Origin of the sequence: Brevibacillus antibioticus (assembly GCF_005217615.1) — a bacterium.
GTDB lineage: Bacteria > Bacillota > Bacilli > Brevibacillales > Brevibacillaceae > Brevibacillus > Brevibacillus antibioticus.
In genome coordinates this window covers 3799446-3823510 of sequence record NZ_SZNK01000001.1, presented here as the reverse complement: position 1 = coordinate 3823510, position 24065 = coordinate 3799446, and the positions used below count along the sequence as shown (strand labels likewise).

The window sequence follows — 24065 nt, the reverse complement described above, 5'->3', positions numbered from 1 at the left end:
CCCTCTAATATTGCTTGGCTTCGTTCTCGGGAAAGGATTTGCTCCGGGAATTGATTCAATTCTTCCAGAATGATCTGCTCATCACGTGATGGCATCGTTCATCACCTCCGCAATCGAAACATTTCGTTTGTTTTGAATCGACTTTATAGCTCTATGCATCGTGAGATTGACTTTGGCTTCGCTCCATCCCAAAACCTCTGCAGTCTCCTTGCTCGATAATCCCTTGATCCCTCTGAGTATCAACACGTCCCGATAAGAAGACTTTAATTGATTGATCATTTCATAGAGCAGACGCTTGTTTTCACTTAACATCAGCGACTCTTCCGGTGTTTTGTCGTTCGATACGAGATGCTGCAAAAAGATATCTGGCAACCAACTAATTAGCTTTGTCTTGCGTCTTTCATCAATGGCTACGTTTCGTGCTATGGCAAACAGCCACGTTTTGGGATTCTCTACCTCTGCCCCCTGCATAGCTTTGAGGGCACGAATAAAGGTCTCTTGAACCAGATCGTCGATGTCTGTTCGTCCCGTATAATAGACGAGAAACCGATACACATCTTGGCTGTATGTGAGAAACCATTGCTCAATTCGTGCCCCAGAATGATCATCCACTGGTGTTCCACCTCCTTGTCACTGTATAGACGGAATAGCTGCTGACAATCTTTCACTTTCATGAAAAAAATGAGACACCCCGGAAGATCAGTCAGGTGTCTTTGTTCTATGGTATAGGTCTAGTAGGCGGGGAAGATCAGTTTGGCTGTTGTCCCTTTCCCTGGTTCCGATAAAAAGCGGAGCTCTGCCCCATGGCAATCCGCAATTTGCTTGCAAATGGTCAGTACTAAAAATGTTATGATAGAAGTAACTTTACCTTTTGGAGGGAAGTTGGGCATGTTCCAGGAGAGGATAGCGAAATGGATCGATTCCTATGATCAGAATGGATATTTACATGGATCCATACTCATTGCTTGTCACAACAATATTGTAATAAATCAAGGTTTCGGTATGGCGAATTGGGAACATCAGGTGCCAAATACTGCTACTACTAAGTTCCGAATCGGTTCCATTACGAAGGCTTTTACCGCGATGAGCCTATTTCAATTACATGAAAAGAAAAGATTGAACATCAACGATTATGTTGATAGGTATTTACCTGGTTATCCAAACGGTGATCGGATTTCGATTTTCCATTGCTTAACGAACACTTCAGGTATTCCGAATTATACAAGTTCTCCCGATTTTTGGCCTCTTCAAATGAGACTTCCTTCAACATTAGATCAACTTATTGATTCGTTCAAAGTACGTGAATTGGAATTCGAGCCTGGCAGCAGGTTTGCGTATTCAAATTCGGGTTATGCGTTGCTGACAGCCATTATCGAAAAAGTTACTGGGATGCGCTATTCAGATTATATTCAGGAACATATTTGCTTGCCGTCTGGTATGTATCACACTGGCTGTGATGATGGTGTAAAACTAGTTCCAGGATTGGCATCTGGCTATTCCTTTTATGAGGAACCGATTCATCCAGCCTATGCGGACCTGTCATTTCCGTTAGGAGCCTATGGATTATACTCGACCACGGAAGACTTGATGATTTGGGATACGGTATTAAAAAACTCCCGATTACTCAGGAATGATTTGTTGGAGAAAATGTTTACCCCATATCTCGGTTCTTACGCATGTGGATGGATGGTTTCAGAAATAAACGGCAGAAAATGTTTGCATCATTTTGGTGATATTAGCGGTTATTTCTGTGATTTTCTCCGATTCGTGGAGGATGATGTTACGATCATCTTCTTAAGCAACATGAGTGTGGTCCCTGTCACTCATTTAAGTCGAGAAATAGCAAAACTCATTTTCGAGGGGAGTGCAGCGTTACCACTTCCGGTTCCTGTTGAGCCCATACAATGGAACAAGATAGATTCAGCAGTAGGGCAGTATATCTTTGAAAATGAGACGAATAAAATTTTAGACATATCTCTCAATAATCATGAACTGTATCTAACGGTACCTAAAATGTACGGTGTTTTGTATAAATTCAAGCTTGTACCCATAAGCTACAGCTCAACCCAAACCACTTTTCTAACGGAAATGATTCATGAACAACTTGTATTCCTTTATTCTGCATCTGGCGAGATTACGTTTGTTGTGTATACCGATTATTTTGGCCAAAGTCATACACTGCACAAGGTTGAGTAATCCCCCCGCTTATCTCGTTTAAGCTGGAATCAGAAGAACGGAGGGAGATGTGCTGATCTGATCTAAACGTTAAAAAATTCCTTCGCAGTCTTGGTAGTCGCAACGGCAACTTCTTCAGAACTCATTCCCATACACCCCGCGACTGCATCCAATATGTGTCTCAAGTACATTGGTTCATTTCGTCCATCCACAGGCTTTTCTTTCAAATCACGAGGGGTTAAAAATGGCGCGTCTGTTTCAATCATTAAACGATTCAAGGGAATCTTTTTCACAAGCTCCCGAAGATGTTTTCCACGTCTTTCATCACAAATCCATCCTGTAATCCCGATATGGAAGTCCATCTCTAAATAGGTTTCCAATTCCTTGGAGGTTCCGGTAAAACAGTGTACAACCGCACGATTGATATTTTGACGATGCTCTTTCAAAATCGAGACAAAATCAAAATGAGCATCGCGTTCATGCAAAAACAAGGGCAGTTGAAGTTCTGTGGCCAGGGAAATTTGTTCAAGGAACCACTTTCTTTGAATATCACGCGGGGAGAAGTCACGGTTATAATCCAACCCGCACTCTCCAATCGCAACCACATGGGGAAGAGAGGCCAGTTCTCTTAATTTCTTAATCGTCGATTCATCACAGCTTTTGGCATCGTGAGGATGAATACCTGCCGTAGAGTACAGCTTTCCTTTGGAGCGGCTCGCATATCGTGAGGCATCCATACTGTTTCTCAAGCTTGTCCCTGTCAAAATTAATGGGTATATTCCTTGTTTCTCTGCCCTGGCAACGACCTCATCGCGGTCTTGTTGAAAGGAGCGGTGCATCAGGTTTACGCCTATATCGATGATCTGTGTATCCAAAAGAATCAATCCTTCCTAGAGGTTTGAATGCGTACTGGTTTTCGCTAAAATTCCCATTTTTGGTTGTTTTTCATTATAGCGGATCGAGTTGTAATGTTCTAGAGACGAAAAAACCTCTCTGCGGTGACAGAGAGGACTCGTTGCTTTCTATTCTCATGAAAGAATGGCATCTAATGCTCGCCTTATTTTTCTTGCGAAAGCAAGAGGTTTATCAACTGCTTCAACATTTACATATATCAAGCGGGGACGATCGAATAACCATTCATTATGGATAGACGAGACTTTAATGCCTTGTTTCCGAATGGCTGCAATGAACGGATTGACCTCTTTCTGTAGGAATGCCGCTCTCCCTAAACAGAGCGCTTTACCCGTTTTTTGATTGAAGGATTCGAATGAAAAAGAAGACGTTACGCGAAATCTTTTCCCCAAAATGGTCGCTTTTATTTGATTGCGATGGATGGTCGAGACGCACTTTCCGCCAGCAAAGCCAGCTTGCCCCCTGATAATTCTGGAGAACTGCTCACAAAGCGAGACTTTTTTGGGCATTCCTCGTTTCCTCCCTGTTTTTGTTTATCGTATGAAGACAGGGAGGGGATGGAAACGGCTGAAGCGTAAAGCAGTTGGTCGATCGTTTTAGTCTACTCCTTTTAATGATTCAATCATATTGATGTTGGTTACTTTTCTTTGAAGTAGCAAGTTGGACAGAATCGTAAGCAAGTAGGCAAGAATAACAGAAACCACCATGATGGGAATAGTTAATTGATCCGGGATCTGTTGGTGGGTACTAGATAGTGCCTTGACAATCATGGAATACACATAGCCACTTATCGGTAAAGCTACAAGGATCGCAAATGTAGTGAGTATCATGTTTTCAAAAAAGATAAGTCTGTTGATTTTATGCTTTTGATAGCCTAATACCTTAAGGGTTGCAAGCTCGCGATTCCTTTCATAAATGTTGATGGAAGAGATTGTGTAGATCGCGCCAAAAGAGAGGATGACGGCGCAAACAATAAACATGATAAAGACAAAATGGTTTTGTTTCAAAATATATTCAGCGGTTTTCTTTAGATCATTTCTATCTGCAATGGTTTCTACCTGAGGATCTTGTTCAAAGAAGCTACGAACGCTATGAAGATCTACAGAGCTATTTGCTTGAATGAAAAGCGCGGTTGGACTGTAGTCTATGCCAAAGCTCTTTAAATAGTTTGGTGTGATATAAAACGAAGGATTCGAATACTGCGTAGAGATATGTAAAACCTTCATATCTACAGATTTGTTTTGAAGCTCTGGTGCTTTGAACGTTATATGGATGATATCTCCTGCTGAAATATGATATTTGTCGGCATAGGATTTTGGTACCAGCACACCATTATTTTCTAAAGTGATCTGATTATTATTTTCGTCAAAGAAATGAATGAGTGTGTTTTCTTTTTCCGTAACAACGAGAGTGGCATTATCTTTTCCATCACCTTTTATGAATTCAACAGGAAAGGTGGATAAATAATATCGATTTTTTATACCGGGGGGGAGTTTTACCGTATCAGTAGATGTCCCCAGCGTATAATCTACTCGTAAATCATACGTATAAACATCTTCAATTTGGCTGGCTACTTGTTGCAAAGCAAATTGAGTGCCAAAAGCAGTGATCAATAGGACAGTGCTTACAACAACACCAACTGAGCTCGCTAAAGCTTTATGTTTATTGAGGAAAATATTTCTTAAAATGAGCTTGTAGCTATAGGAAAGATGACTCCAAATACCCGGAATTTTTTCGATCAATAGTGTTTTCATTTTCTTTGGCGGTTTAGGTCGCATAGCCTGAGCCGCACGTTCTTTTAATATGGTTCTACCACTTAAGTAACACGCCAGGATTCCAAAAGCACTGGAGAAAATAATGGGAGGAATGAAAGAATAAAAAGAAAGGGAGTATGTAATGCCAGGCAAAGAGTAGGCTCTTGCGCTCGATGCAGTAACGAGTGGAACAAATACGAGAGCGGCAATCGTACAGCCGATGATTGAGCCTATGATACCTGCCAGCACAGGGTATCCCATGTAGTGAAGCATAATGTTTCTGTTTTTGACACCTAAAGCCTTCATAATTCCTACTTGGTTTCTTTGAGAGTCAATCATTCTTGACATGGTAAGAAACAGGATAATAGCGACAATCAAAAAGAGAACGAAAGGGATAACCATACTCATCAATTTGTTATTCTTTATCGTTTGATTTATTTTCGAATAGCTGAAAGTCCGTTCTTTACTTACTTGGTTTACATAAGAAAGGTGTTTGGATTGTGCTTCAATGGATTGACCTAATTTATCAATATCGTAACCTTCTGTAGCATCGATCATGATTTCATTATAGGAGGTGCCACCTAAGATTTCAGAGATGGTATCTTCGGCAATATAAGCGACTCCGTAGGCTTTATGGTCTTGTATTTCGTTCTTCTTTGCATGCTCAACATTCTCACCCAAGCCGCTAATGGTCAATGCAAAATTTCTTTCATTCGCACGAATACTGATTTCATCACCGACTTGAAAAAGATGTTCTTTCGCATAACGAGAATCTAATAAAATCTCATTCTTCTTTGACGGGATTCTGCCCTCAATCATCGCAATCGTGTTTATTTCGTTTTCGATAGGGATGGAATGAATTTCGAGCGAAGCTTTTTCACCTTCAAAGACTTGCGTGGCATCAAAGGTATAACGTCCTTCTATTTTTTTAATGCCTTCTATTTCACTTAAAACAGCGACATCATTTTTGGAAATTTGCTTGTAAAATACATATAGGTCGCTTAAATTATGTTCTTTAAAATAACCTTCTGTATAAGCACTAAGATTATTGCTATAAGTTACGAGCCCCCCATAGAAAAAGGCACCTACTGCGATAATCAAAACAAAGGCGATAAATTGCCCGATCGATTGTTTGATATCCCTTATTAATTTTAAAAATAATTTCATCATCACCACTCAATTCCTTCCACACTTTGCTTTTCATGATTAATGGTAACGCTTTCAATCATTCCGCTTTTTACCTTAATAATTTTGTCAGCCATAGGAGCAATGGCGGAATTATGTGTGACCAATACGACGCACTTTTTCGTTTCTTTGTTCAAGTCCTGGAGAAGCTTTAAGACGGACTTCCCTGTCACATAATCCAATGCTCCGGTTGGTTCATCACAAAGTAAAAGCAAAGGATTTTTGGCAACAGCTCTTGCGATTGCAACTCTTTGTTGTTCACCACCAGAGAGCTGAGAAGGGAAGTTTTTCAAGCGATTTTGTAATCCAACTTTATGTAAAATCTCTTTCGCATCGAGATGGTTTTTACATACTTCCGTGGCAAACTCAACATTTTCGAGAGCGTTTAAATTCGGAATTAGGTTATAGAATTGAAAGACAAAGCCGACTTTCTCACCACGGAATTGCGTTAATTTTTTCTCGTTGAATCTAGTGATTTCTTGGTCGCCAACAAATACTTGACCCGAGGTAGCCGTGTCCATTCCACCTAGCAAATTCAAAATCGTACTTTTACCAGCGCCACTCGCACCCAAAATAACAACGAATTCTCCCTCTGCTATAGAAAAATCAACACCATTCAGTGCTTTGATTGGCACTTCTCCGATTTTGTACTCTTTCGTTACTTTTTTGAACTCGATTAACGTCTTCACTTAGTACAACTCCTCGTAGCTTATTTTAGAGCTTAGATACCATCATATACCAACGGGAAGTAGTTACATCCCGCAGTCGATGTATTTTGACATCGGTCTCGAGAAGGAGATTGTTCTCGCTTTTCAGAAAAAATCCTCTACACGACCAGTATCGCCTTCAATCTTGCCTACTATTACAAATAGGAGGGCCTCGACCTGTTCGCAAAAAAACGGAGCATCTTCTACAGGACTACTCCGTTTCAATCATGAAACATACGATTTCGCACACGAGAAACCACCGTGATTAACACCTCACATGTTTTCGTTTGAAGCCAAGCTGACCTTTACTCATTGCCTTTTGAATATGATCGAAAGCGTTTAGGAACTTGCTTTTTGCTTTGTCTTTTTGGACTTCTACAGGCCCTACTGCCTTTGCGATTTCGACTGCCTTGTCGTGGAGTGGTAAATAGGAAGTTCCCACCGTGTAAATAAATTGATTCATAGCGTATTTCGTTCGTTCGGGAGCATCGTGAATCGTATTTTTCACAGTTTCAAGCATATTGGTAATTTTGCTTTCGGAAAATTCACGATCTGGGCGATTACCCAAAAGCCAGCAGTAACAACTCCAGCCCGCAGACATTCTGAGCTCTTCGCCGCTTGTAATCCATTGATCGGCAACTTCTTGGGCAATATCTGCTTCAGATAAGGTTACGGCAACCACATAATCCGACAGCATATAAAAATAGGCTGAATCCATCCACCTATCAAAATCGGCCTTGGTCATTGCTTTTGGGTCTGCGATCACACCGGCAAAGTACATGGCGTCATAGTTCCCGGTAGCGTAAAGCTGCTCAGCCAAGGGTTGATTGATCTTGATTTTTCTCGCCATGGGCTTCATAGCGCCTGTAGCTACGCCAAAAAGTGGTTCGTGAGCGCCATTGGATAGATATATTTTCTTGGTTCGTTCCTTGCCGAGAGCTTCGAGCTCTTGCATGATCGTTTCTAAATCCATTGTATATCACTTCTTTCAGTGGCGGGTTTTTCCTTATGATTATAACCATCAAATCCATGACTCATGACATTCTTTCGTTGTTTTCTCTCCTATACAAAAAGGTACCCATAGCCGACACCTTTTTTTAGTGTCGGGATAGGGGGACCCGGTTATCACTGTCGCCACGTCCCACATATTGGAAAGCAAATTTTTGGTGTAAATTCGCACTTTGCCGTCTTCCTCACTAAGAGGAACTAACAATAAACATCGTTACAAATACAATTGCAATTAAGGTTATTCCCAAAGAAATAAGCCCGGTTTGTACTAGTTTTTTCTTCTCAGAAACATTTCCTTTCTTATACTGGTTTACTGCTCTGAAAATATTCACAACCGTGAAAGTTAAAGTAAAGATTAGAATGATATTTGCCAAATACTGCATATCCTTGTCTCCTCCTTGTACTAAAAGAAATTTTAAAGTTTCCGGTGTCACCATCCTGAAATACAGTATTGGAACGCAAAGCACTCAAAACTCGAAACCATCTGTAAAGAGATAAGGTCTGTCATTAAAAACACGTCACAGAATGATTCTTCCCTGACCATAACTGTCAGTGAAGCTGTTTTACATTTCATTGATACAAAACATGACAAGGAGGGAATCACTTCGAAAGAAGTGTTCATTTTTATTACGGATGGTTTTGCTGATTGGGAGGCAAGTTACGTCAGTTCCGAGCTGAACAAGCCGGGAACAGGATATCGTGTAAAGACAATCGCCATTGATCTGGAACCGAAAGTTTCGATGGGTGGTTTAACGATCCTTCCAGATTATAGTGTAAACGAATTCAATCCGAATGTGGATATCGCCATGTTAATCATACCTGGCGGAACGGGATGGAGAGAAGAAAAGAATCAGCAAGCAAAAGTAGTGGTTGAGTATTGTGTGAGCAAGGATATTCCTGTCGCTGCCATCTGTGATGCTACGACTTTTTTGGGGAATCACGGATTTTTGGACAATCATAGACATACGGGTAATACGTTAGCTTATTTGAAAGAGGGAGCTCCGAACTACAGAGGAGATCAACATTATGTAGAGGGTCAGTCTGTCCGTGACGAGAATCTCATCACTGCGAATGGAAGCGGTGCATTGGAATTTTCAAGACATATTTTGGAGAGATTGGGCGTTTTTGAAGGCGAGGAATTGAATCAATGGTACGGATTGTTTAAAAAGGGGTACTTTCCCTCCTAACAGTTTGGTTTGATAGGAAAGCACGCAAGCCCGATATTATAAGTCGTGCATTAGGGCGGCGTTTCGCTAAGGGTTGATTGATCTTGATTTTTCTCGCCATGGGCTTCATAGCGCCTGTAGCCACGCCAAAAAGTGGTTCGTGAGCGCCATTGGATAGATAAATCTTCTTGGTTCGTTCCTTACCGAGAGCTTCGAGCTCTTGCATGACCGTTTCGAAATTCATCGTCTATCACTTCTTTCATTGGCGGGTTTTTCCTTATGATTATAACCATCCAATCCATGACTCATGTCATTCTTCCGTTGTTTTCTCTCCTATACAAAAAGGTACCCATAGCCCGCACCTATTGACTATATTATTAGTGATTATTATAATAACCACCATAGAATTTAGAGGTTATTGCAATAATCACGAAAGATAAGTATTCAAGGTGGTGGTTTTCTTTGGATGAAATTTATAAAGAACTTCAGAAATTGGGATTCTCACAATATGAATGCAAAGCATATATCGGACTTTTGAAGCAGTCTCCTATAACTGGATATGAGATTAGTAAGAGATCCGGTGTACCTCGTTCGATGATTTATGAAGTATTAGGGAAATTGTTAGATAAAGGAGCAGTTTATACGGTACCTTCTGAACCTCTGACCTACTCTCCTTTGCCAGCTAAAGAATTAATCACCCGATTACGTAATTCCTTCGAGCAGTCTTTTGATTATCTTGAAAAAAATCTATCTGCATTAGAAAGTGAACAGCAAGTAGACGTGGTTCGACGCATTAGTAGTGATGAACTGGTTATCACAGAAATGGTCGACATGATAAACAAAGCCCGAGAAGAACTGTGGTTATCAATTTGGCAACCACAAGTTGCTTTTATAAAACAGGATGCAGATAAGCGGGTAAAAGAGGGTGTCCCTGTATTTTCCATTTTGTTTGGAGCACCCGATACCGAGATAGGTGCAACCACTCATCATGATTACATGTCTCCTAAAGTAGCAGAGGAACGTATGAGTGGTCGTTTAACCATTGTCTCCCGGGACAATGAAGAAGTATTAATAGCAAATTTCGCTCCGAATACCGCTGCATGGGCTATAAAAACACAAGACCCAGCACTTGTATTAGTAGCAATGGAGTACATCAGGCACGACATTATGTTTGCACAATTAGTTAAGGAAATTGGTCCCGAGAAAGCCGAAGCTGTCTGGATTAACCATCCTGACCTGTTCCATGTGGTTACAGGAAGACGGTTCAAGTAATTTGAACCGTATTTTCTTTCAGTTTTTCATAGTAGTTATGATAATAACTCCCTGAATGTGAATAAGACGAAGGAGGGGTAAAATGGGTCTGGCAAATGACCAAATCGAAACGGTAGCAGATTCAAGCGATAAGGATACTTTTCGCCAAGGTATAAAGGATTGTGTCCCTACGTTGCTGGGTTATTTAAGTATTGGATTTGCTGCTGGTGTTATCGAAAAGACAGCGGGTCTCAGTATAGCTGAAATAGCCCTGATGAGTTTAATTCTTTATGCTGGCTCCGCCCAATTTATCGCTGCTGGAATGATGGTAGCAAGCAGTTCGATTACCACCATTATTATTACGATTTTCTTTGTTAATCTTCGGCATCTTTTACTTAGTGCAGCCCTAGCACCCTATTTTCGGCATCTTTCTCCGCTTAGGAACATGCTGGTAGGGTCTCTACTTACCGATGAGTCATTTGGTGTTGCTATGAACGAAGCTGCCAAAAAGAATTACATTAGTGAAAAATGGATGCACGGTCTAAATATAACGGCTTATCTAAACTGGTGCGTAGCCAATATAGCGGGAGCATTCTTCGGACAATGGATTTCAAATCCTGAAAAATTCGGTTTGGATTTTGCCTTGACGGCGATGTTTATTGGCCTTCTGGTACTTTCGATGTTAAGTCGAAGGAAAATTGCACGTGATGTGGTTGTTGCGATAATAGCAGTTGTTATTGCTGTGGGAACCAGTTCAGTGATGTCTGGCAGTATGGGAGTTATTGTTGCTACAATTTTTGCTTCAACGATAGGGATGGTGATGGAGAAATGGAAGTAAGATGGGATGTTTTTTTGGTCATTGTAGGAACAGCTATTGTTACATTCATCCCTAGAGTCCTTCCTCTTATGGTACTGAGTCGTTTTCAATTACCAGAGTGGGCAACACGATGGTTAAGCTATGTCCCCATATCTGTTATGGCTGCTCTAGTAGCTCAAGAGATATTTAAACATGGTGAAGAGATTTCTTTTTCTACTAATAACGTTGAACTTTTAGCAGCCATACCAACCTTTCTCATTGCGATTATAACACGTAGTTTATTGGCATCTGTACTCGTAGGCATTATTTCTTCGATGGTTTTACGTTTTTTGTTTTCATCTTGATCGCTTTCTTTCCTGACCATAACTGTCAGTGAAGTTGTTTTACAATTCATTTGTACATGACGTTACAGGGAGGGAATCACTTTGAAAGAAGTGTTCATTTTTATTACGGATGGTTTTGCTGATTGGGAGGCAAGTTACGTCAGTTCCGAGCTGAACAAGCCGGGAACAGGATATCGTGTAAAGACAATCGCCATTGATCCGGAACCGAAAGTTTCGATGGGGGGGTTAACGATCCTTCCAGATTATAGCGTAAACGAATTCAATCCAAATGTGGATATCGCCATGTTAATCATACCTGGTGGAACGGGATGGAGAGAAGAAAAGAATCAGCAAGCAAAAGTAGTGGTTGAGTATTGTGTGAGCAAGGATATTCCTGTCGCTGCCATCTGTGATGCTACGACTTTTTTGGGGAATCACGGATTTTTGGACAATCATAGACATACGGGCAATACGTTAGCTTATTTGAAGGAAGGAGCTCCGAACTACAGAGGAGATCAACATTATGTAGAGGGTCAGTCTGTCCGTGACGAGAATCTCATCACTGCGAATGGAAGCGGTGCATTGGAGTTTTCAAAGCATATTTTGGAGAGGTTGGGCGTTTTTGAAGGCGAGGAATTGAATCAATGGTACGGATTGTTTAAAAAGGGCTACTTTCCCTCCTAACAGTTTGGTCTGATAGGAAAGCACGCAAGCCCGATATTATAAGTCGTGCATTAGGGCGGCGTTTTCGTGGGAATTTTAGGAAAAGAATGATACAATATAAGCCAGTAATATTGCAACGGGAACGAAAAAACACGGTTCGGTTGGTAGTCCGAACGCATGGTCATAATTTTGTCCATGTCAGTAACCTTCCCCCCTTGGGATGTCCATCGTTACTCGTATACTTTTAAAGGGGGAATATTTATGAAACTGACTGTCTACTTTGATGGTCAATTTTGGGTAGGTGTTGTAGAGGAAAATGAATACGGTAGGTTAAAAGCAGGCAGATATATATTTGGTTCTGAACCGAAGGATAATGAAATTCTGGAGTTCATCCAGAAAAATATTCATGAAGTCACAAACAAATTATCACAAGAGGTGGATATGAATACCTCTTGTGACCGAAGGATTAATCCAAAACGTTTAGCCAGACAAGTGGCTCGCGAACTAAGCATGAAAGGAATCTCTTCTTATGCTCAAGAGGCTTTGAAATTGGAGAATGAGAAGAGAAAAAAAGAGAAACAAGTATACACTCGTCAGCAAAGAGACGAAATGAAGGAACGAAAAAGAGAATTAAGACTTCAAAAAGCGAAAGCTAAGCATCGTGGTAAATAATTTGGATCGTTTTTTTATTCAAGTACGTGGGCTATTACCATCTTTTTTTAGTGGTGATAGCCCCACTTCTTTTTGTTATATAAAAAGTTCTGTTCATTTTGTAAAGGAAGAAAATTATTTTAGGATTAACTTTTCAGCCTTTTTATCTTTTTTAACTTCACGATTTTGATCAGTGTATTCTGACCAAGAATCTAGGATTATTCTTGGCTCTGCTTCAATTATATCTTTAGCTTTACTTATATTTCCTTCCATAAATGAAGTTATTATTTCGATCAAATCTTGACGATCTAGCAATTTAACGTGATTTATTCCTGCCAAAGTCTCACAAGACGTAGTGAAGCTTGAAGTCCCTATTACGATAGACTTTTTAGCTTTGTAAAATCTCATGGAGGAATAAACTTCTTGAATGGCACTAATCCCAATTGGATTATTTTCACTATAACGTTTAGCTTGGATGACAGTCCTTGTTCCAGAACGATCATTAAAAACTAGATCGGCACCGAAATCTCTACTCCCAACGGTTTTGTATACACCTGAATAGCCTAGTGCTAAAAACAGGCGATAGAGATACATTTCAAATTCGGACCCATCTTCCATTTTGTCAATATGATGAATGTCAATACTTAAAGGATCGAAATCTTGAGTATCTAATGGAACGTTCTTTGAGAATATTACTTTTTTCTTCAGTAATAAAATAATGAAGGTCAAGATAATTAATACTAAAAATATAAAAATATACAGCATTTATATCCTCCTAAAAAATCTTCTTGTACCTAATACGCCTGAATTCCAAATTTAAGCAACTTTCTAGGAAGTACATCATCTAGGTTTTGGATGTCTATATCAGTTAGCTCAATAAGGTTAAATCCATATTTCTGGTATATTTCTAGTTTAGATTTTTTTCTCTCAATATACTTTGAATCATTTTCAAGTCCCCAGTATTCAATGTAGACTTTTCCTACAGGAAGATAAAAATCACAATAAACATCTTCTTCAATGGGTAACTTTCTCTCATAGGCATGGACTATTTCCGACATATAGAGCCAATTATCAATAAGCATTTCGGCTTTTGATCTTACGACATGCCCATCTGCGGCTCTATGCTTTGCTGGAAATTTATCTCGAAAACTTGTATCGACCTCATTGGTCGTTTCGTCTCTCTCATCGAGGAATTCTCCATTTATTTGTTTAAACGTCTCGATAAGGCTTTTATTGTTTAGAATGCTTTCAGGCCAAGTTACATAAGGAATACCAGTTTTTTCATACTCTAATTGTTTTCCACCAATGCTTTCACCTAAATTAGTCAATATCCACCCTTTTCTATCTCTCTTTAACCAGCCTAGCTCGGAAAGGATTGGATTTATACGCAACTTTGATACCTTAAGAATCTGACTCAATACAGTTGCATTTAGATATTTAGTATCTGTAGTTTTTGAGCTTCTCATCGATTCAAGTTCTCGAATTATAGTGTCAGGCCATACAACCCAAGTTCCCCGTAATGAATCTGATTTATATTGTCCACCTTTATCCGTACCAATATTTGTTAGTGTCCAAGCATTTTCAACTCTTTCCATCCATCCAATTTCTTGTAAGTATGAAAAAAGATCACTGGTAGAAACATGCAACAATTTTGATAGTGCAGTTGTAGAGATGTATTTCTGATTACCCATTTTTACCTCCCGAAAAACGAAACTATTTTGTATCCAATTAGTTCAAAATACCTTATTTCGCCAAATTATTTCCAAAACCTCCGAAAAGCGACAAAAAAGAAACCTACTATTTCAAATGAGAAAGGCTAAACTCCCATTGCATCAAGGGAATTTAGCCTTTTCTTTAACACCTATTTCAACGTCAAAAGCGTCACACTCTCCACATGCGCCGTTTCAAGTAAGTACTTATTATAACGTACAACTGTGATCAAAAGTGCATAATACTGCGGTTTTCAAATCAATGTAGTTATTCTATTGCATTTTAATGGTATTAATAAAATCTAATTGTGTGGTCAGGATGTGGTCAATTACTATTGGCTTGAATGGATGGTAGAAACTTGTCAAAATTTGTGTAAATATGGAAAATGTATTACTATGTATATAGAGTGTACTCTTTTTATGGAAGGTGCGAGATTAAAATGAGAAATCATATGTTCTATCGACCGCTCCAGGAATCAAACTTAAGCGTTGAAGCAGAGACACTGAATGAATTAAAATTTTTAATTCGAGAGGAATTTGAAATTGACAAGGCAATCCGTGAAAAATTCCCAATCGAACTTTTTGGAAAACCTTCAGATACATTGTTAATTGAGGGCTCTAAAGATGTTATGGAATGTTTTAAAAGTATTGATGCAAAAAAAGTAGACATAAAAGATAAAATAAAAAACATCGATCACCTTGGATTTGATGATGGTGAAATTGTTCTTAACTTCAAAGATGATGATATAACTGCAACAGCAGTTTATGATTTCACTTACGATTTCTTTGAAGACCTGTTTGATATGGGTAAATACTCGAAATTTTGCAGAGAAAATATGTTATTAGATTTAACAAAATTAAATGTCGAGTGGTTATTCGAAAAATTCAATGAAAAAGAAATGCAATATAGATTACTCAATTTGGGTGAGGAATACTTCTTAAGAGGAATTACCTCTACTGTATATAAAAACTACGACAATAATCTAGCTATTTATATTGGCTTTTTAGCATTGCATAAATTTGCAGCTGAAATGGACGTATCATTTTATATCGAGAAAGCATATCTTAGCGATTCTGCAATATCAATTTTATTCAGACAATTAAAACCTATAACAATAAAAGGTGTAGGAGAAGTCTATTTTGGTGCAGTATTGAAAAATAATGAAATTAGAGATAGCACCTTCTCATTAGAATTTAGATACACTGTAGTAAATGGTAATGATAGTTTTTCAGGAATTCCCACCTTACGAGACGCAATTTTCAATATTAAACATACCAGTAGTATTCATACAATGGAAACGAACGTAGAGAAAATTTATAAAATGAGAGAATTGCAGGATGTTATGCTCTCTTACATCAAGCAATTTAGCAAATTAGAAAAAATATCAAAAGCTGAATTATACCCACTATACACGAAAGTGATAAATGCAAAGAGTAAACTTCAATCGGGGACAAGAACTAAGGTCAAAGAATATTATGAGCGTGATTTTGTAGAAAACACACAATCACTAATTCAAATTTTTAGTAAAATTACTGATTTTTCAGTTGAAATTGAAGAAAAACTGTTTCTTGAACATTTATACCATGAGGCTATTACTGAACTAATTAAAAAAGAAAAGGAAAAGGTTGGTAATTAGAGCGTGACTCTATTGATTAAATGATGTTCTAATAAAGTAGTATTCTTCTTGTGATGAATTCACAAATAGGATACTGCTTTTATTTTTTGTTATAGTTTTTCCGAGATCAAAAGTCGCTGGCACCTTGCGTAAGTTTCCGTTCCTTATAGAAATGTTGAGATAGATGATGTTAGAAAAGCCGAGCAGGCATAGAAAGGGTTTCCTTGTGAATCGGAGTGGAACAACGCCAAAAAGGGTAGCAGGTTGGGGCTTTAAGGCCCCGGCCTGTTACCCTTTTTGGTATAGCTTTATTCGAATAATACTATTCAATTTAGGGTATCTAGGGGAAATCAATCGAAGTAGCTTTAAACATTTTAATTTGAGCAGGATTGTGTTCGATAATTGGAGAGAATGCAGGGTTATCACATGTAAAAACTATGCTAGTAACTTCATGGCCGTCTTCATCTCGAATGAGAAAATACCTCCTTACTAGAGATGAGTTATCTTTAAATACTATAAGAACAATATCTCCGCTGTTTATTTTATCATTCTCAGAAATGTGGATATTTGCACCTTCAGGTATCGTCGGTTCCATTGAATTATCTTGCATTTTAATGCCTGAATAGGGATTTGTAAAAAAGCGTTCATCTTTATTCGAAGGGTCTAGCATAATGTGTGAACTGCTAATGTCAGACCAATTTTCAAACAGATTTGAATGAGATTTTAAGAATTCTATATCTGATAAGCCATTAAGCATTTGCTCATGCATTTGTAATCTAAAATCGGTGTATTGATTCCTAGCAATTGATAAAGCTACATCTTTTAGATATTTAATACTTGTTCCTATTAGTTCTTTAATGAATTCTGGTGCTTTCTCTAAATATCCCTCATATAGAAGGCGTTCCACATCGCCTCCACATACTTTTGCCAGAGCTGTATTAACTTCTTCGGAGGCAGGAGCCTGCTTCCCTGTTTGCAATCTACTGATATAAGCTGGTGTGATTTTTACACCATGCTCTTCACATTTTTCTACAATCTCTTTTAATGTTAGTCCGCTTTTTTTCACCATAAGAGCAAGTGTTTCACTATAGCTCATTGCATCGGCCCTCCCATTTCTTATATTAATTTTGATAGAAAAAACGGTCAAATAAAACAATACACCAAAATATACATTGACTTAATCTGGTATTAAAATATACAATTAAGTTAATAGGCGTTAACTAAAAAGGAAATAGAGGTGTTCATACTGGATATTAAATTACTAAATTCGTTACTCACGGATATTGAGAAGTATTTACAGACGCAAGCTAAAACAAGAGCAATACAAATGGGTATTGAAAAAAAGCTAATAGAAAAGATTGCTTTAGCCCGGCAAGCAACGAAGTAGCGCAGCCGATACCAGCATGGAGCGAAGCGGAATGGTGGCTTCGGTCTTGATAGGGAGAGGCGAGATGTGCCAGGCTGGTTTAGCGGACAAGCCCGAACTTGGCTTGGCCGATAAGCCTTGTCCTGCACACTCGTAGAGGCTCCCTGTCAAGACTGAGGCGTTAGTCCCTCGCTAGGGCGCCGCCCCTATAACATGCGCCCCTCAAATTACAACCCAAAGGTGGTAGAAGGCTTGATCTTAAAAGGTTTTGACACTCTTGAATTTGGTTTAAACATTGAAAGATATGAAACTAGTCTCAGACCGCATTTAGACATCTTCAAAAAATCTAAGGAGGAGGCTCAAGAGACAGGAGTAGAAAGGACTATAATTTTGAACAACGTTTCATTAACCGTTCATCGTACTGGTAAACGATTCTATCCTTACAGATTGTCATGTGATGACTTTATCATTTTTTTCGCTGATAAGGAATTGAAAACGAATCCTCCGGTTTTTGTACACTTTTTATCAGGATACATTTGGTCATTTGGCTTAGCTGGTGCTTATCAAAATTTTACTGAATGGTTTAAATGTTTTACGGATTCCTACTATCGAAATCAAGTCTCACGTGCGGATATATGCACTGATAGTGATTTGGTAACATTTAAACAAATCGATACCAAGGGGGTGATAACAAGGGCGAGAAAAAAGGAAGATTGTTTTGTTAGTGGGGAATACAGTAACGGAAGAAGGTTCAGCGGATTCCGAGTTGGTATAGGTGGTCCATTACTAGCACGAATCTATAATAAAACGATGGAGATTCAAAAGTCTGGGAAGGACTGGTTTAAACAAATTTGGCGAGAGCATGGATGGGATGAAGATAAAGATGTATGGCGAATTGAATTTCAACTTCGCCGCGAGGTCTTAAAGGAATTCTCTATTCACACGATAGATGACTTGTTGGAGAAGGAGAATGGTTTGTGGGCATACCTGACTCGTGAATGGCTGACAATTAGGCAACCGACACGAGACAACGTCTCCCGTTGGAAAATAAAACGGAAGTGGGCTGTTATTCAAAAAGCAGGTATGGAGTATGAGGCATCACCATTAACCAGAGAACTAGTTAAACAAGGCAGTATGAAGCAGTTATTAGATCAGGGGGCAGGTATACTACTTTCAATTGCTGCTGTAGGGAACCATGATTCAATTGAAGATACAGCCAAGTTATTTCAATCCTGGGCTGAGATCGGTTTAAACAAAAAAAATACGTCTTTCCAAGAAGAGAAAGAACGTAGAAGAAAAAAATACTTATTCAATGATTAGCTTATACAGATTTGGAGGAAAAATCAATGATCAATAAAGCGACAAACATAGAAGAATATCCATTGGTGTTAACCGCAAATCATATTGCTGAAATTATCGGTGTTTCGAAAAGAGTGGCTTATGAAGTTATGGAGAAATCGGGTTTTCCATTGATACGTATAGGACGTTGCAAGCGTGTTACGAGAGAAGCATTGTTCAAGTGGTTAAATGAGCAGTACACCTAGAAGGAGAAGGACATGAAAGGTTACTTTCGTAAGCGCGGTAGTCTTTGGTCGTTTACAGTGGACATTGGAAGAAAGCCGGATGGTTCAAGATACCAGAAGACAAAAGGCGGTTTCAAAACCAAGAGAGAGGCTGAACAAGCGTGTGCTGAATTGATCACGCAGCTAACTAAGGGAGATTATCTGGAACCTAGTAAAAAGACGGTACAGGAAGCTATGGAAGCATGGCTACAGACTATATTACAGTCAACTTTGCGTATCTCAACCTATGAGAATTACTCTAAGGCAATATTGAAACGAATAATCCCTGCTTTGGGAAATTTGAAACTAAAAGACGTTCATGCTGATCATATTCAATCTTTCTATTTGACGTTGGTGAAAGAAGGACTGTCTCCAGAATATATTCGGTATCTGCATTCCATATTAAAGAGTTTTTTTACGTATCAAGTCAGATTACAGAACATTACGAAAAATGCAGTCGCACTTGCTGTTCCACCGAGGATCGGACGTAAAGAACAAAGGACGTGGTCAATTAAAGAAGCCGTCCGTTTTTTAGAAGTGGCTAAAGAGGATAACCAGACCTACTACATTGTGTATCTATTAGCTTTGTATACAGGGCTTAGAAGGGGAGAGATATTATCACTACGTTGGAAGGATTGCGATCTGAATCAGGGGAAAATTAGCGTTTGCCACACGCTGTATTACTCTAACCAGCAATTTCATTTCTTAGAGCCTAAAACGAGCCGTTCAAATCGACTGGTGTCCATACCTGACACTGTGGTCGGGGTATTAAAGTCTTATCGTTTACAACAGGAGATACACAAAAGAGAAATGGGGAGTGCATACGAAGATTACGACTTGATAGCTGCAAATGAAATTGGTCAACCAATTAATCCACGAAGTCTAACAGGACATTTTCGGCGAATGATACAAAAGGCGAGTGTTCCAAAAATTCGTTTCCATGATACTAGGCATACTCACGCAACGATTCTCTTGAAGCTCGGGGAGCATGTCAAAATCGTTTCAGAACGTTTGGGGCATTCAAACGCAGCGATGACGATGAATGTGTATAGTCATGTGACAAGTGACATGCAAAAAGAGGCAGCAAGGAAATTTGAGACAGCGTTAAAAATCAATAGTGGTGATTTGGAGGGAACAGATGGCTAAGAAAAAGAGAGATATCCCGCGCTCTCAATCACAAACCAGATTGCTTAGAGTACTTAATATTCCTTTTGATTCAGCCTTAGACTATTACGCAATCGGTGATCTTTTACAATCAAATGGTTTTCCGAAAAATGGAATACCATTTGATGTTAATCCATCTACTGCAAAAGGGTGGTCGGATGAAACGCTAATTTTGGAAGCTATCCGCCAAAAGCATATGAAAGAGGAACACAATCTGATTTGGTGTGTGGTTTGCAAAACTTTCCATGAGATGAACAACACTCATAATAGAATGGAGGATTGAAAATTATTATTCACTTATCGAGGGAGCAAGCAGTTTTTTTCGAAACAATGTTGGATCTAAATTATGATTTTGAGCTTGAACTGCTTATTTTAGCCTACCATGATTTTTCACGTCTTGATTTTTCTTCACATAGCGACAAAGACGTACATAGCAGGGCAAAGCATCTAATAAAGCATTACGAAGCATTGGGAAAGGGTGTCGACCTGTACGATACCAGGTGGGCAATTTTAGAGAAATTAGATTTAGATGATGCGGAATGGGAGTATTTAGATTTAGACGAAGAGAAGGGAGTCTTTATATGAGAGAGATGTTATTTGAAACAAGTGAAGGACATAGGCTCATTGGGGTATCTACTCAACCAACGGATGCTCAGATAGAAGAAATCTTGGAAATTCAGAGAAAAATGAGGATGGGTGCATTTGATGCAGTGTTTATTCTAAGAACTCGATTGAACAGAGTTACAATTGTAAATAAGGAAGAAATTGTACATATTCGCCCAGTAACAGTATTCGATAAAGAATATGATCCCCATTTAGGTATTGGAGTAGAGTAATAAAATCTATTCATCCCGTGAATGAGAATGCTAGCTCGCGTATTACTTTTTAAAAGGCTTCTTAATGGGGTTCCCTGCCGAGGCCCTAGGCGTCGGCAGGGACGCATTAGAGTGATGAATAGAGTTTATAGGCTAAGAATCATATGTTGTCCACATCAACCAATGAAAGGAAGAACAATAGATGGATATTTTTTATAACACGAACTTTAAAGAAAGAAATGGACAGATAACAGAATGCGAAGTCCAAAAATTCGAACATGGGGTAAAAACGCAGAGTGTGACACTCAAAGTGGGAACGATTTGCAAAATGGAAACAAGCAAAAGGGCGGAATCAGAGAGTCAATTTAGAGAGGGAACTATTGAAGAATTTATTCGTGATAATATTGGAAATCCAATGTGGGCAGCTATACGATTTTTTGATACGAATCGTGTTATGAGGGTTGAACTAATTACGCTAATATAGATTTTTTTATATCTACAAAGGGGCTGACCTCGAATGGCTAATCCACAAAAACAAAGCTTCATTCATTACTATATGTATTTCAGACGTTACCTTTCTGCCAAGCAATCATACGATTTAGCACTACAGAAGGTACCCGGTTTGACTCTTACAGTAGACTACTTGGAACAAGTCAGACGATCTAAAGAAGGCAATGCCAAAAGCAAAAGAAAGAAGCAAAGGGAGAAAATGATTAGCGAAGTCCGTGAGCAAAAAAGGTCATTTTGGAATCGAATGTGGTCAAAATGTGGTCAGCGCCTGTTTTCTTCCTAAAAAGATCATCATCTAACGTCAAATGAAGAAGGCTAAACTCCCGTTCTACCAAGGGATTTTAGCCTTTTCTCTTTCAACTATTTCAACGTTAAAAGCGTCACACTCTCCACATGCGCCGTATGCGGAAACATATCCACCGGCTGCACACTCTTCAATTCATACCGCTGCATCAGCTTCCCAACATCCTTCGCCAGCGTAGAAGGATTACAAGACACATACACAATCTTCTTCGGCTGCACATCCAACAAAGAACGAATCAGCGCATCATCCAGCCCAGTCCGCGGCGGGTCGACTACGACGACATCCGGTCGAGTCCCTTGCTTGGCCCATTTCGGCATCAAGACCTCGGCACGACCCACGTGAAAGCTGGCATTCGACGCTTGGTTACGCTGTGCATTACGATGGGCATCCTCGACAGCCTCAGGAATCAGCTCGATCCCGCGAACCTCGCGGGCATAAGGAGCGAGCCACAAGCCAATCGTTCCGGTACCACAATACAAATCGAGCACGAGCTCTTTTCCGGTCAGTCCAGCAGCCGTTTTCACTTGATTGTACAGCTTTTGCGTCTGCTCGGGATTCAATTGGAAGAAGGCACGAGCCGACAAGTCGAAGGACAGCTCACCTAGCTTTTCAGCGATGGAAGCTTTGCCCCATAAGGATATGGTCTTGTCACCAAAAACGAGTGACGTTTTTTGGTTGTTTACGTTTTGCGCGATTCCTACCAGCTCGGGCAGTTTCGTACGGAGCTCCAAAATCAGTTCTTTCACCCGTGGAATTTCTGGGGTAGCCGTTACAAGTGTTAATTGCGTTTCACCCGTAGCAAAAGCGACACGAGCGACGATCGTGCGGATAACGCCCGTCCGTTTTTTCTCGTCGTAGACCGGAATCCCGAGCTCTTCGATAATTTGCTTCGCTGTTTGGACGATTTTCGTTGTCGCTTCATGCTGCACCTGACAGCCTTCCAAGTTGACGAGCTGGTGGCTGCCTGTTTGATACAGTCCAGCGATGAGCTTACCATTTTCCTTACCCACCTGAAACTGTGCTTTATTGCGATACGACCACGGATTATCCATACCAATCGTAGGGGAGACTGGTGGCTGATTCAGTCGAGCATACTTGCGCAGTGACTCGATGACGATTTCCTGCTTACTCGCGAGCTGTGCGGCATAATCCATGTGCTGCAAGCTGCATCCGCCACACTCCGCATAGACCGGGCAGGGGGGATTCGTGCGAGATGCTGATTTTTCAACGACTCGTAAAAGTCGCGCGGTCGCGTATTTTTCTCTTGCCTCAGTCACCTCCGCATGGACGACCTCGCCTGGGAGAGCACCCTCTACGAAAACGATTTTTCTTTTAAAATAGCCGATCCCTTCGCCATTAATGCCCAAGCTCTTGATCGTGAGCGTCATTTGCTGGCCGACACGGATGCTGGCGTCTTGTTCTTTTTTATATGTTGTCATCTGTTCCGTTCTCCTCAAGCAATTCAGTATTTCCCTATTATAGAGTATTACGAGAGAGGTTGCATGCTTGCGACAGGGTCTCAGGTGTCTCTGAAAGTCCCACAGATAATGGAAACTTCCTGTCCAGCGTTGTTTTTGTTATAATAGTGCGGAGAATAATGAGGGAGTTGTGACATTACATGCAGGATCTATTTGAAAAAATGAAAGAATATCTCAACATGGATACTGAGATTTCTTTTGACGAGTTTGATGGCTACTACAAAAAGGTAACCGCGTTTCTAAACGATAGCTGGGAAACGTTGAACGAGGAAGATACTATGCTCATGCTGTTCATCCTCGACAACCTCAAGTCGAACGGTGAAGATCGTTCCAAGCGCAAAATCAAGGAAGCGAAAAAATACGCAAAAATGGCGCAGCGCACTGAGATTTGGGCAAATGCACTGATCGGCCGTCTGCGTGAAGCTGGTTTGACGGATGAAGAAATCGGCAAGCGTTACGAAGCGATTTACGAAGCAGTATAAGATGTAGCGAATAGAAAAACGGGTACCGTTTTGAGTGCAAACGCTCGAAAAGGAACCCGTTTTTTTGTCATTGCTTTCCTGCCAAATAACAAGAAGATTGACAAGTTGTGGGTTTCGGCGTAGAATGTTTAACTAATTCGAATAGTTCGTATGTATGAGCGTTGAAAAGGAAGAGTAGAAACAGTAAGCAGCGTGCAGAGAGCCGTTCCCTGTGCTGAAAGAATGGCCGCCAGCCTGTTTTGAAAATCACCTTGGAGCATTGTCCTGGAAAATCAGCTTGTCTAGCCAGTGAGTATAGGACAACGAATTCGTCCTCGTTATCGGACGGGAGTTTCATAGTGAACTTCCTAAGTCTGTTTTTCGTGAGGAAACAGAAAAGCTGAGTGGTACCGCGATGCCCTCGCCTCAGCCAGCCGTGCGCAAATTGTGCGTAGCTGGTTTGGGGCG

General features: G+C 39.9%; 27 protein-coding genes, 1 pseudogene and 1 other annotated feature. Of the genes and pseudogenes, 17 read left to right on the top strand and 11 right to left on the bottom strand.

Features of this window, described 5'->3' with window-relative positions; all coding sequences use genetic code 11:
* Positions 1–81: 81 nt before the first annotated feature.
* On the bottom strand, positions 82–612 hold the full coding sequence (locus E8L90_RS18125; RefSeq protein ID WP_137030652.1) for an RNA polymerase sigma factor: 531 nt from the start codon (positions 610–612) through the stop codon (positions 82–84).
* A gap of 141 nt (positions 613–753) precedes the next feature.
* Here E8L90_RS18125 and E8L90_RS18115 point away from each other — a divergent pair, with 141 nt between their 5' ends.
* Positions 754–2196 (top strand): serine hydrolase domain-containing protein, encoded by a 1443-nt coding sequence (locus E8L90_RS18115; RefSeq protein WP_244297279.1) that lies wholly within the window; start codon positions 754–756, stop codon positions 2194–2196.
* A 62-nt stretch (positions 2197–2258) separates the two neighbouring features.
* Here the strand turns inward: E8L90_RS18115 and E8L90_RS18110 are convergent, their stop codons facing one another.
* From E8L90_RS18110 to E8L90_RS18090, 5 genes are all read right to left on the bottom strand, one after another.
* On the bottom strand, positions 2259–3059 hold the full coding sequence (locus E8L90_RS18110) for a TatD family hydrolase (protein WP_137030650.1): 801 nt from the start codon (positions 3057–3059) through the stop codon (positions 2259–2261).
* Between the two features lie 144 nt (positions 3060–3203).
* Complete coding sequence (locus E8L90_RS18105) at positions 3204–3596, bottom strand: DUF1259 domain-containing protein (protein ID WP_137030649.1); 393 nt, start codon at positions 3594–3596, stop codon at positions 3204–3206.
* 87 nt (positions 3597–3683) lie between these two features.
* A complete protein-coding gene (locus tag E8L90_RS18100) occupies positions 3684–6008 on the bottom strand; it encodes an ABC transporter permease (protein ID WP_208759475.1) in 2325 nt (774 codons plus the stop codon).
* Positions 6009–6010: 2 nt separating this feature from the next.
* A complete protein-coding gene (locus E8L90_RS18095) occupies positions 6011–6715 on the bottom strand; it encodes an ABC transporter ATP-binding protein (RefSeq protein WP_137030647.1) in 705 nt (234 codons plus the stop codon).
* A 283-nt stretch (positions 6716–6998) separates the two neighbouring features.
* Complete coding sequence (locus tag E8L90_RS18090) at positions 6999–7706, bottom strand: DNA alkylation repair protein (RefSeq protein ID WP_137030646.1); 708 nt, start codon at positions 7704–7706, stop codon at positions 6999–7001.
* A 649-nt stretch (positions 7707–8355) separates the two neighbouring features.
* On the opposite strand from E8L90_RS18090, the gene E8L90_RS18080 reads away from it, so the two are divergent.
* The gene (locus tag E8L90_RS18080) at positions 8356–8928 is read left to right on the top strand and encodes a type 1 glutamine amidotransferase family protein (RefSeq protein ID WP_244297278.1); all 573 of its coding nucleotides are present in this window, start codon (positions 8356–8358) and stop codon (positions 8926–8928) included.
* A gap of 61 nt (positions 8929–8989) precedes the next feature.
* Here E8L90_RS18080 and E8L90_RS30875 read toward each other — a convergent pair.
* Positions 8990–9151: pseudogene (locus E8L90_RS30875) on the bottom strand (DNA alkylation repair protein); the annotation flags it as partial.
* A 218-nt stretch (positions 9152–9369) separates the two neighbouring features.
* Between E8L90_RS30875 and E8L90_RS18070 the strand changes: the two are divergent.
* From E8L90_RS18070 to E8L90_RS18050, 5 genes are all read left to right on the top strand, one after another.
* A complete protein-coding gene (locus tag E8L90_RS18070) occupies positions 9370–10179 on the top strand; it encodes a TrmB family transcriptional regulator (protein ID WP_137030643.1) in 810 nt (269 codons plus the stop codon).
* Between the two features lie 82 nt (positions 10180–10261).
* On the top strand, positions 10262–10996 hold the full coding sequence (locus E8L90_RS18065; protein ID WP_137030642.1) for an AzlC family ABC transporter permease: 735 nt from the start codon (positions 10262–10264) through the stop codon (positions 10994–10996).
* Positions 10987–11319, top strand: a complete 333-nt coding sequence (locus E8L90_RS18060) for an AzlD domain-containing protein (RefSeq protein WP_137030641.1) — start codon at positions 10987–10989, stop codon at positions 11317–11319. The genes E8L90_RS18065 and E8L90_RS18060 overlap by 10 nt, the downstream gene beginning before the upstream one ends.
* Before the next feature lie 81 nt (positions 11320–11400).
* Positions 11401–11982, top strand: a complete 582-nt coding sequence (locus E8L90_RS18055) for a type 1 glutamine amidotransferase family protein (protein ID WP_137030640.1) — start codon at positions 11401–11403, stop codon at positions 11980–11982.
* 240 nt (positions 11983–12222) lie between these two features.
* Complete coding sequence (locus tag E8L90_RS18050) at positions 12223–12633, top strand: YjdF family protein (protein WP_137030639.1); 411 nt, start codon at positions 12223–12225, stop codon at positions 12631–12633.
* A gap of 114 nt (positions 12634–12747) precedes the next feature.
* Here E8L90_RS18050 and E8L90_RS18045 read toward each other — a convergent pair whose 3' ends face one another.
* Both E8L90_RS18045 and E8L90_RS18040 read right to left on the bottom strand, forming a co-directional pair.
* Positions 12748–13377 (bottom strand): restriction endonuclease, encoded by a 630-nt coding sequence (locus E8L90_RS18045; RefSeq protein WP_137030638.1) that lies wholly within the window; start codon positions 13375–13377, stop codon positions 12748–12750.
* A gap of 29 nt (positions 13378–13406) precedes the next feature.
* Positions 13407–14303 carry a glycerol kinase gene (locus tag E8L90_RS18040; RefSeq protein ID WP_137030637.1) on the bottom strand — a complete coding sequence of 299 codons (897 nt, stop codon included), beginning with the start codon at positions 14301–14303 and terminating at the stop codon, positions 13407–13409.
* A gap of 458 nt (positions 14304–14761) precedes the next feature.
* On the opposite strand from E8L90_RS18040, the gene E8L90_RS18035 reads away from it, so the two are divergent.
* Positions 14762–15958, top strand: a complete 1197-nt coding sequence (locus E8L90_RS18035) for a hypothetical protein (RefSeq protein WP_137030636.1) — start codon at positions 14762–14764, stop codon at positions 15956–15958.
* Between the two features lie 319 nt (positions 15959–16277).
* Here the strand turns inward: E8L90_RS18035 and E8L90_RS18030 are convergent, their stop codons facing one another.
* Positions 16278–17033, bottom strand: coding sequence for a S24 family peptidase (locus tag E8L90_RS18030; RefSeq protein WP_137030635.1), 756 nt, complete (start codon positions 17031–17033; stop codon positions 16278–16280).
* A 522-nt stretch (positions 17034–17555) separates the two neighbouring features.
* Between E8L90_RS18030 and E8L90_RS18025 the strand changes: the two genes are divergently transcribed.
* From E8L90_RS18025 to E8L90_RS17990, 8 genes are all read left to right on the top strand, one after another.
* Positions 17556–18623 carry a replication initiation factor gene (locus tag E8L90_RS18025; protein WP_137030634.1) on the top strand — a complete coding sequence of 356 codons (1068 nt, stop codon included), beginning with the start codon at positions 17556–17558 and terminating at the stop codon, positions 18621–18623.
* 26 nt (positions 18624–18649) lie between these two features.
* Positions 18650–18847, top strand: a complete 198-nt coding sequence (locus E8L90_RS18020; RefSeq protein ID WP_137030633.1) for a helix-turn-helix domain-containing protein — start codon at positions 18650–18652, stop codon at positions 18845–18847.
* A 12-nt stretch (positions 18848–18859) separates the two neighbouring features.
* Positions 18860–20011 carry a site-specific integrase gene (locus tag E8L90_RS18015; protein WP_137030632.1) on the top strand — a complete coding sequence of 384 codons (1152 nt, stop codon included), beginning with the start codon at positions 18860–18862 and terminating at the stop codon, positions 20009–20011.
* Complete coding sequence (locus tag E8L90_RS18010) at positions 20004–20312, top strand: hypothetical protein (protein WP_137030631.1); 309 nt, start codon at positions 20004–20006, stop codon at positions 20310–20312. Before E8L90_RS18015 ends, E8L90_RS18010 begins: the two co-directional genes overlap by 8 nt.
* On the top strand, positions 20309–20614 hold the full coding sequence (locus E8L90_RS18005; protein WP_137030630.1) for a hypothetical protein: 306 nt from the start codon (positions 20309–20311) through the stop codon (positions 20612–20614). The genes E8L90_RS18010 and E8L90_RS18005 overlap by 4 nt, the downstream gene beginning before the upstream one ends.
* The gene (locus E8L90_RS18000) at positions 20611–20865 is read left to right on the top strand and encodes a hypothetical protein (RefSeq protein WP_137030629.1); all 255 of its coding nucleotides are present in this window, start codon (positions 20611–20613) and stop codon (positions 20863–20865) included. The genes E8L90_RS18005 and E8L90_RS18000 overlap by 4 nt, the downstream gene beginning before the upstream one ends.
* Before the next feature lie 181 nt (positions 20866–21046).
* Positions 21047–21328 carry a hypothetical protein gene (locus E8L90_RS17995; RefSeq protein ID WP_137030628.1) on the top strand — a complete coding sequence of 94 codons (282 nt, stop codon included), beginning with the start codon at positions 21047–21049 and terminating at the stop codon, positions 21326–21328.
* A 33-nt stretch (positions 21329–21361) separates the two neighbouring features.
* Positions 21362–21637 (top strand): hypothetical protein, encoded by a 276-nt coding sequence (locus E8L90_RS17990; protein WP_137030627.1) that lies wholly within the window; start codon positions 21362–21364, stop codon positions 21635–21637.
* Between the two features lie 77 nt (positions 21638–21714).
* Here E8L90_RS17990 and rlmD read toward each other — a convergent pair whose 3' ends face one another.
* Complete coding sequence (gene rlmD / locus E8L90_RS17985) at positions 21715–23097, bottom strand: 23S rRNA (uracil(1939)-C(5))-methyltransferase RlmD (RefSeq protein ID WP_137030626.1); 1383 nt, start codon at positions 23095–23097, stop codon at positions 21715–21717.
* Positions 23098–23276: 179 nt separating this feature from the next.
* Here rlmD and E8L90_RS17980 point away from each other — a divergent pair, with 179 nt between their 5' ends.
* Positions 23277–23618 (top strand): hypothetical protein, encoded by a 342-nt coding sequence (locus tag E8L90_RS17980; protein ID WP_137030625.1) that lies wholly within the window; start codon positions 23277–23279, stop codon positions 23616–23618.
* Between the two features lie 152 nt (positions 23619–23770).
* Positions 23771–24029: a binding site (T-box leader), on the top strand.
* The last annotated feature ends 36 nt before the right edge of the window (positions 24030–24065 follow it).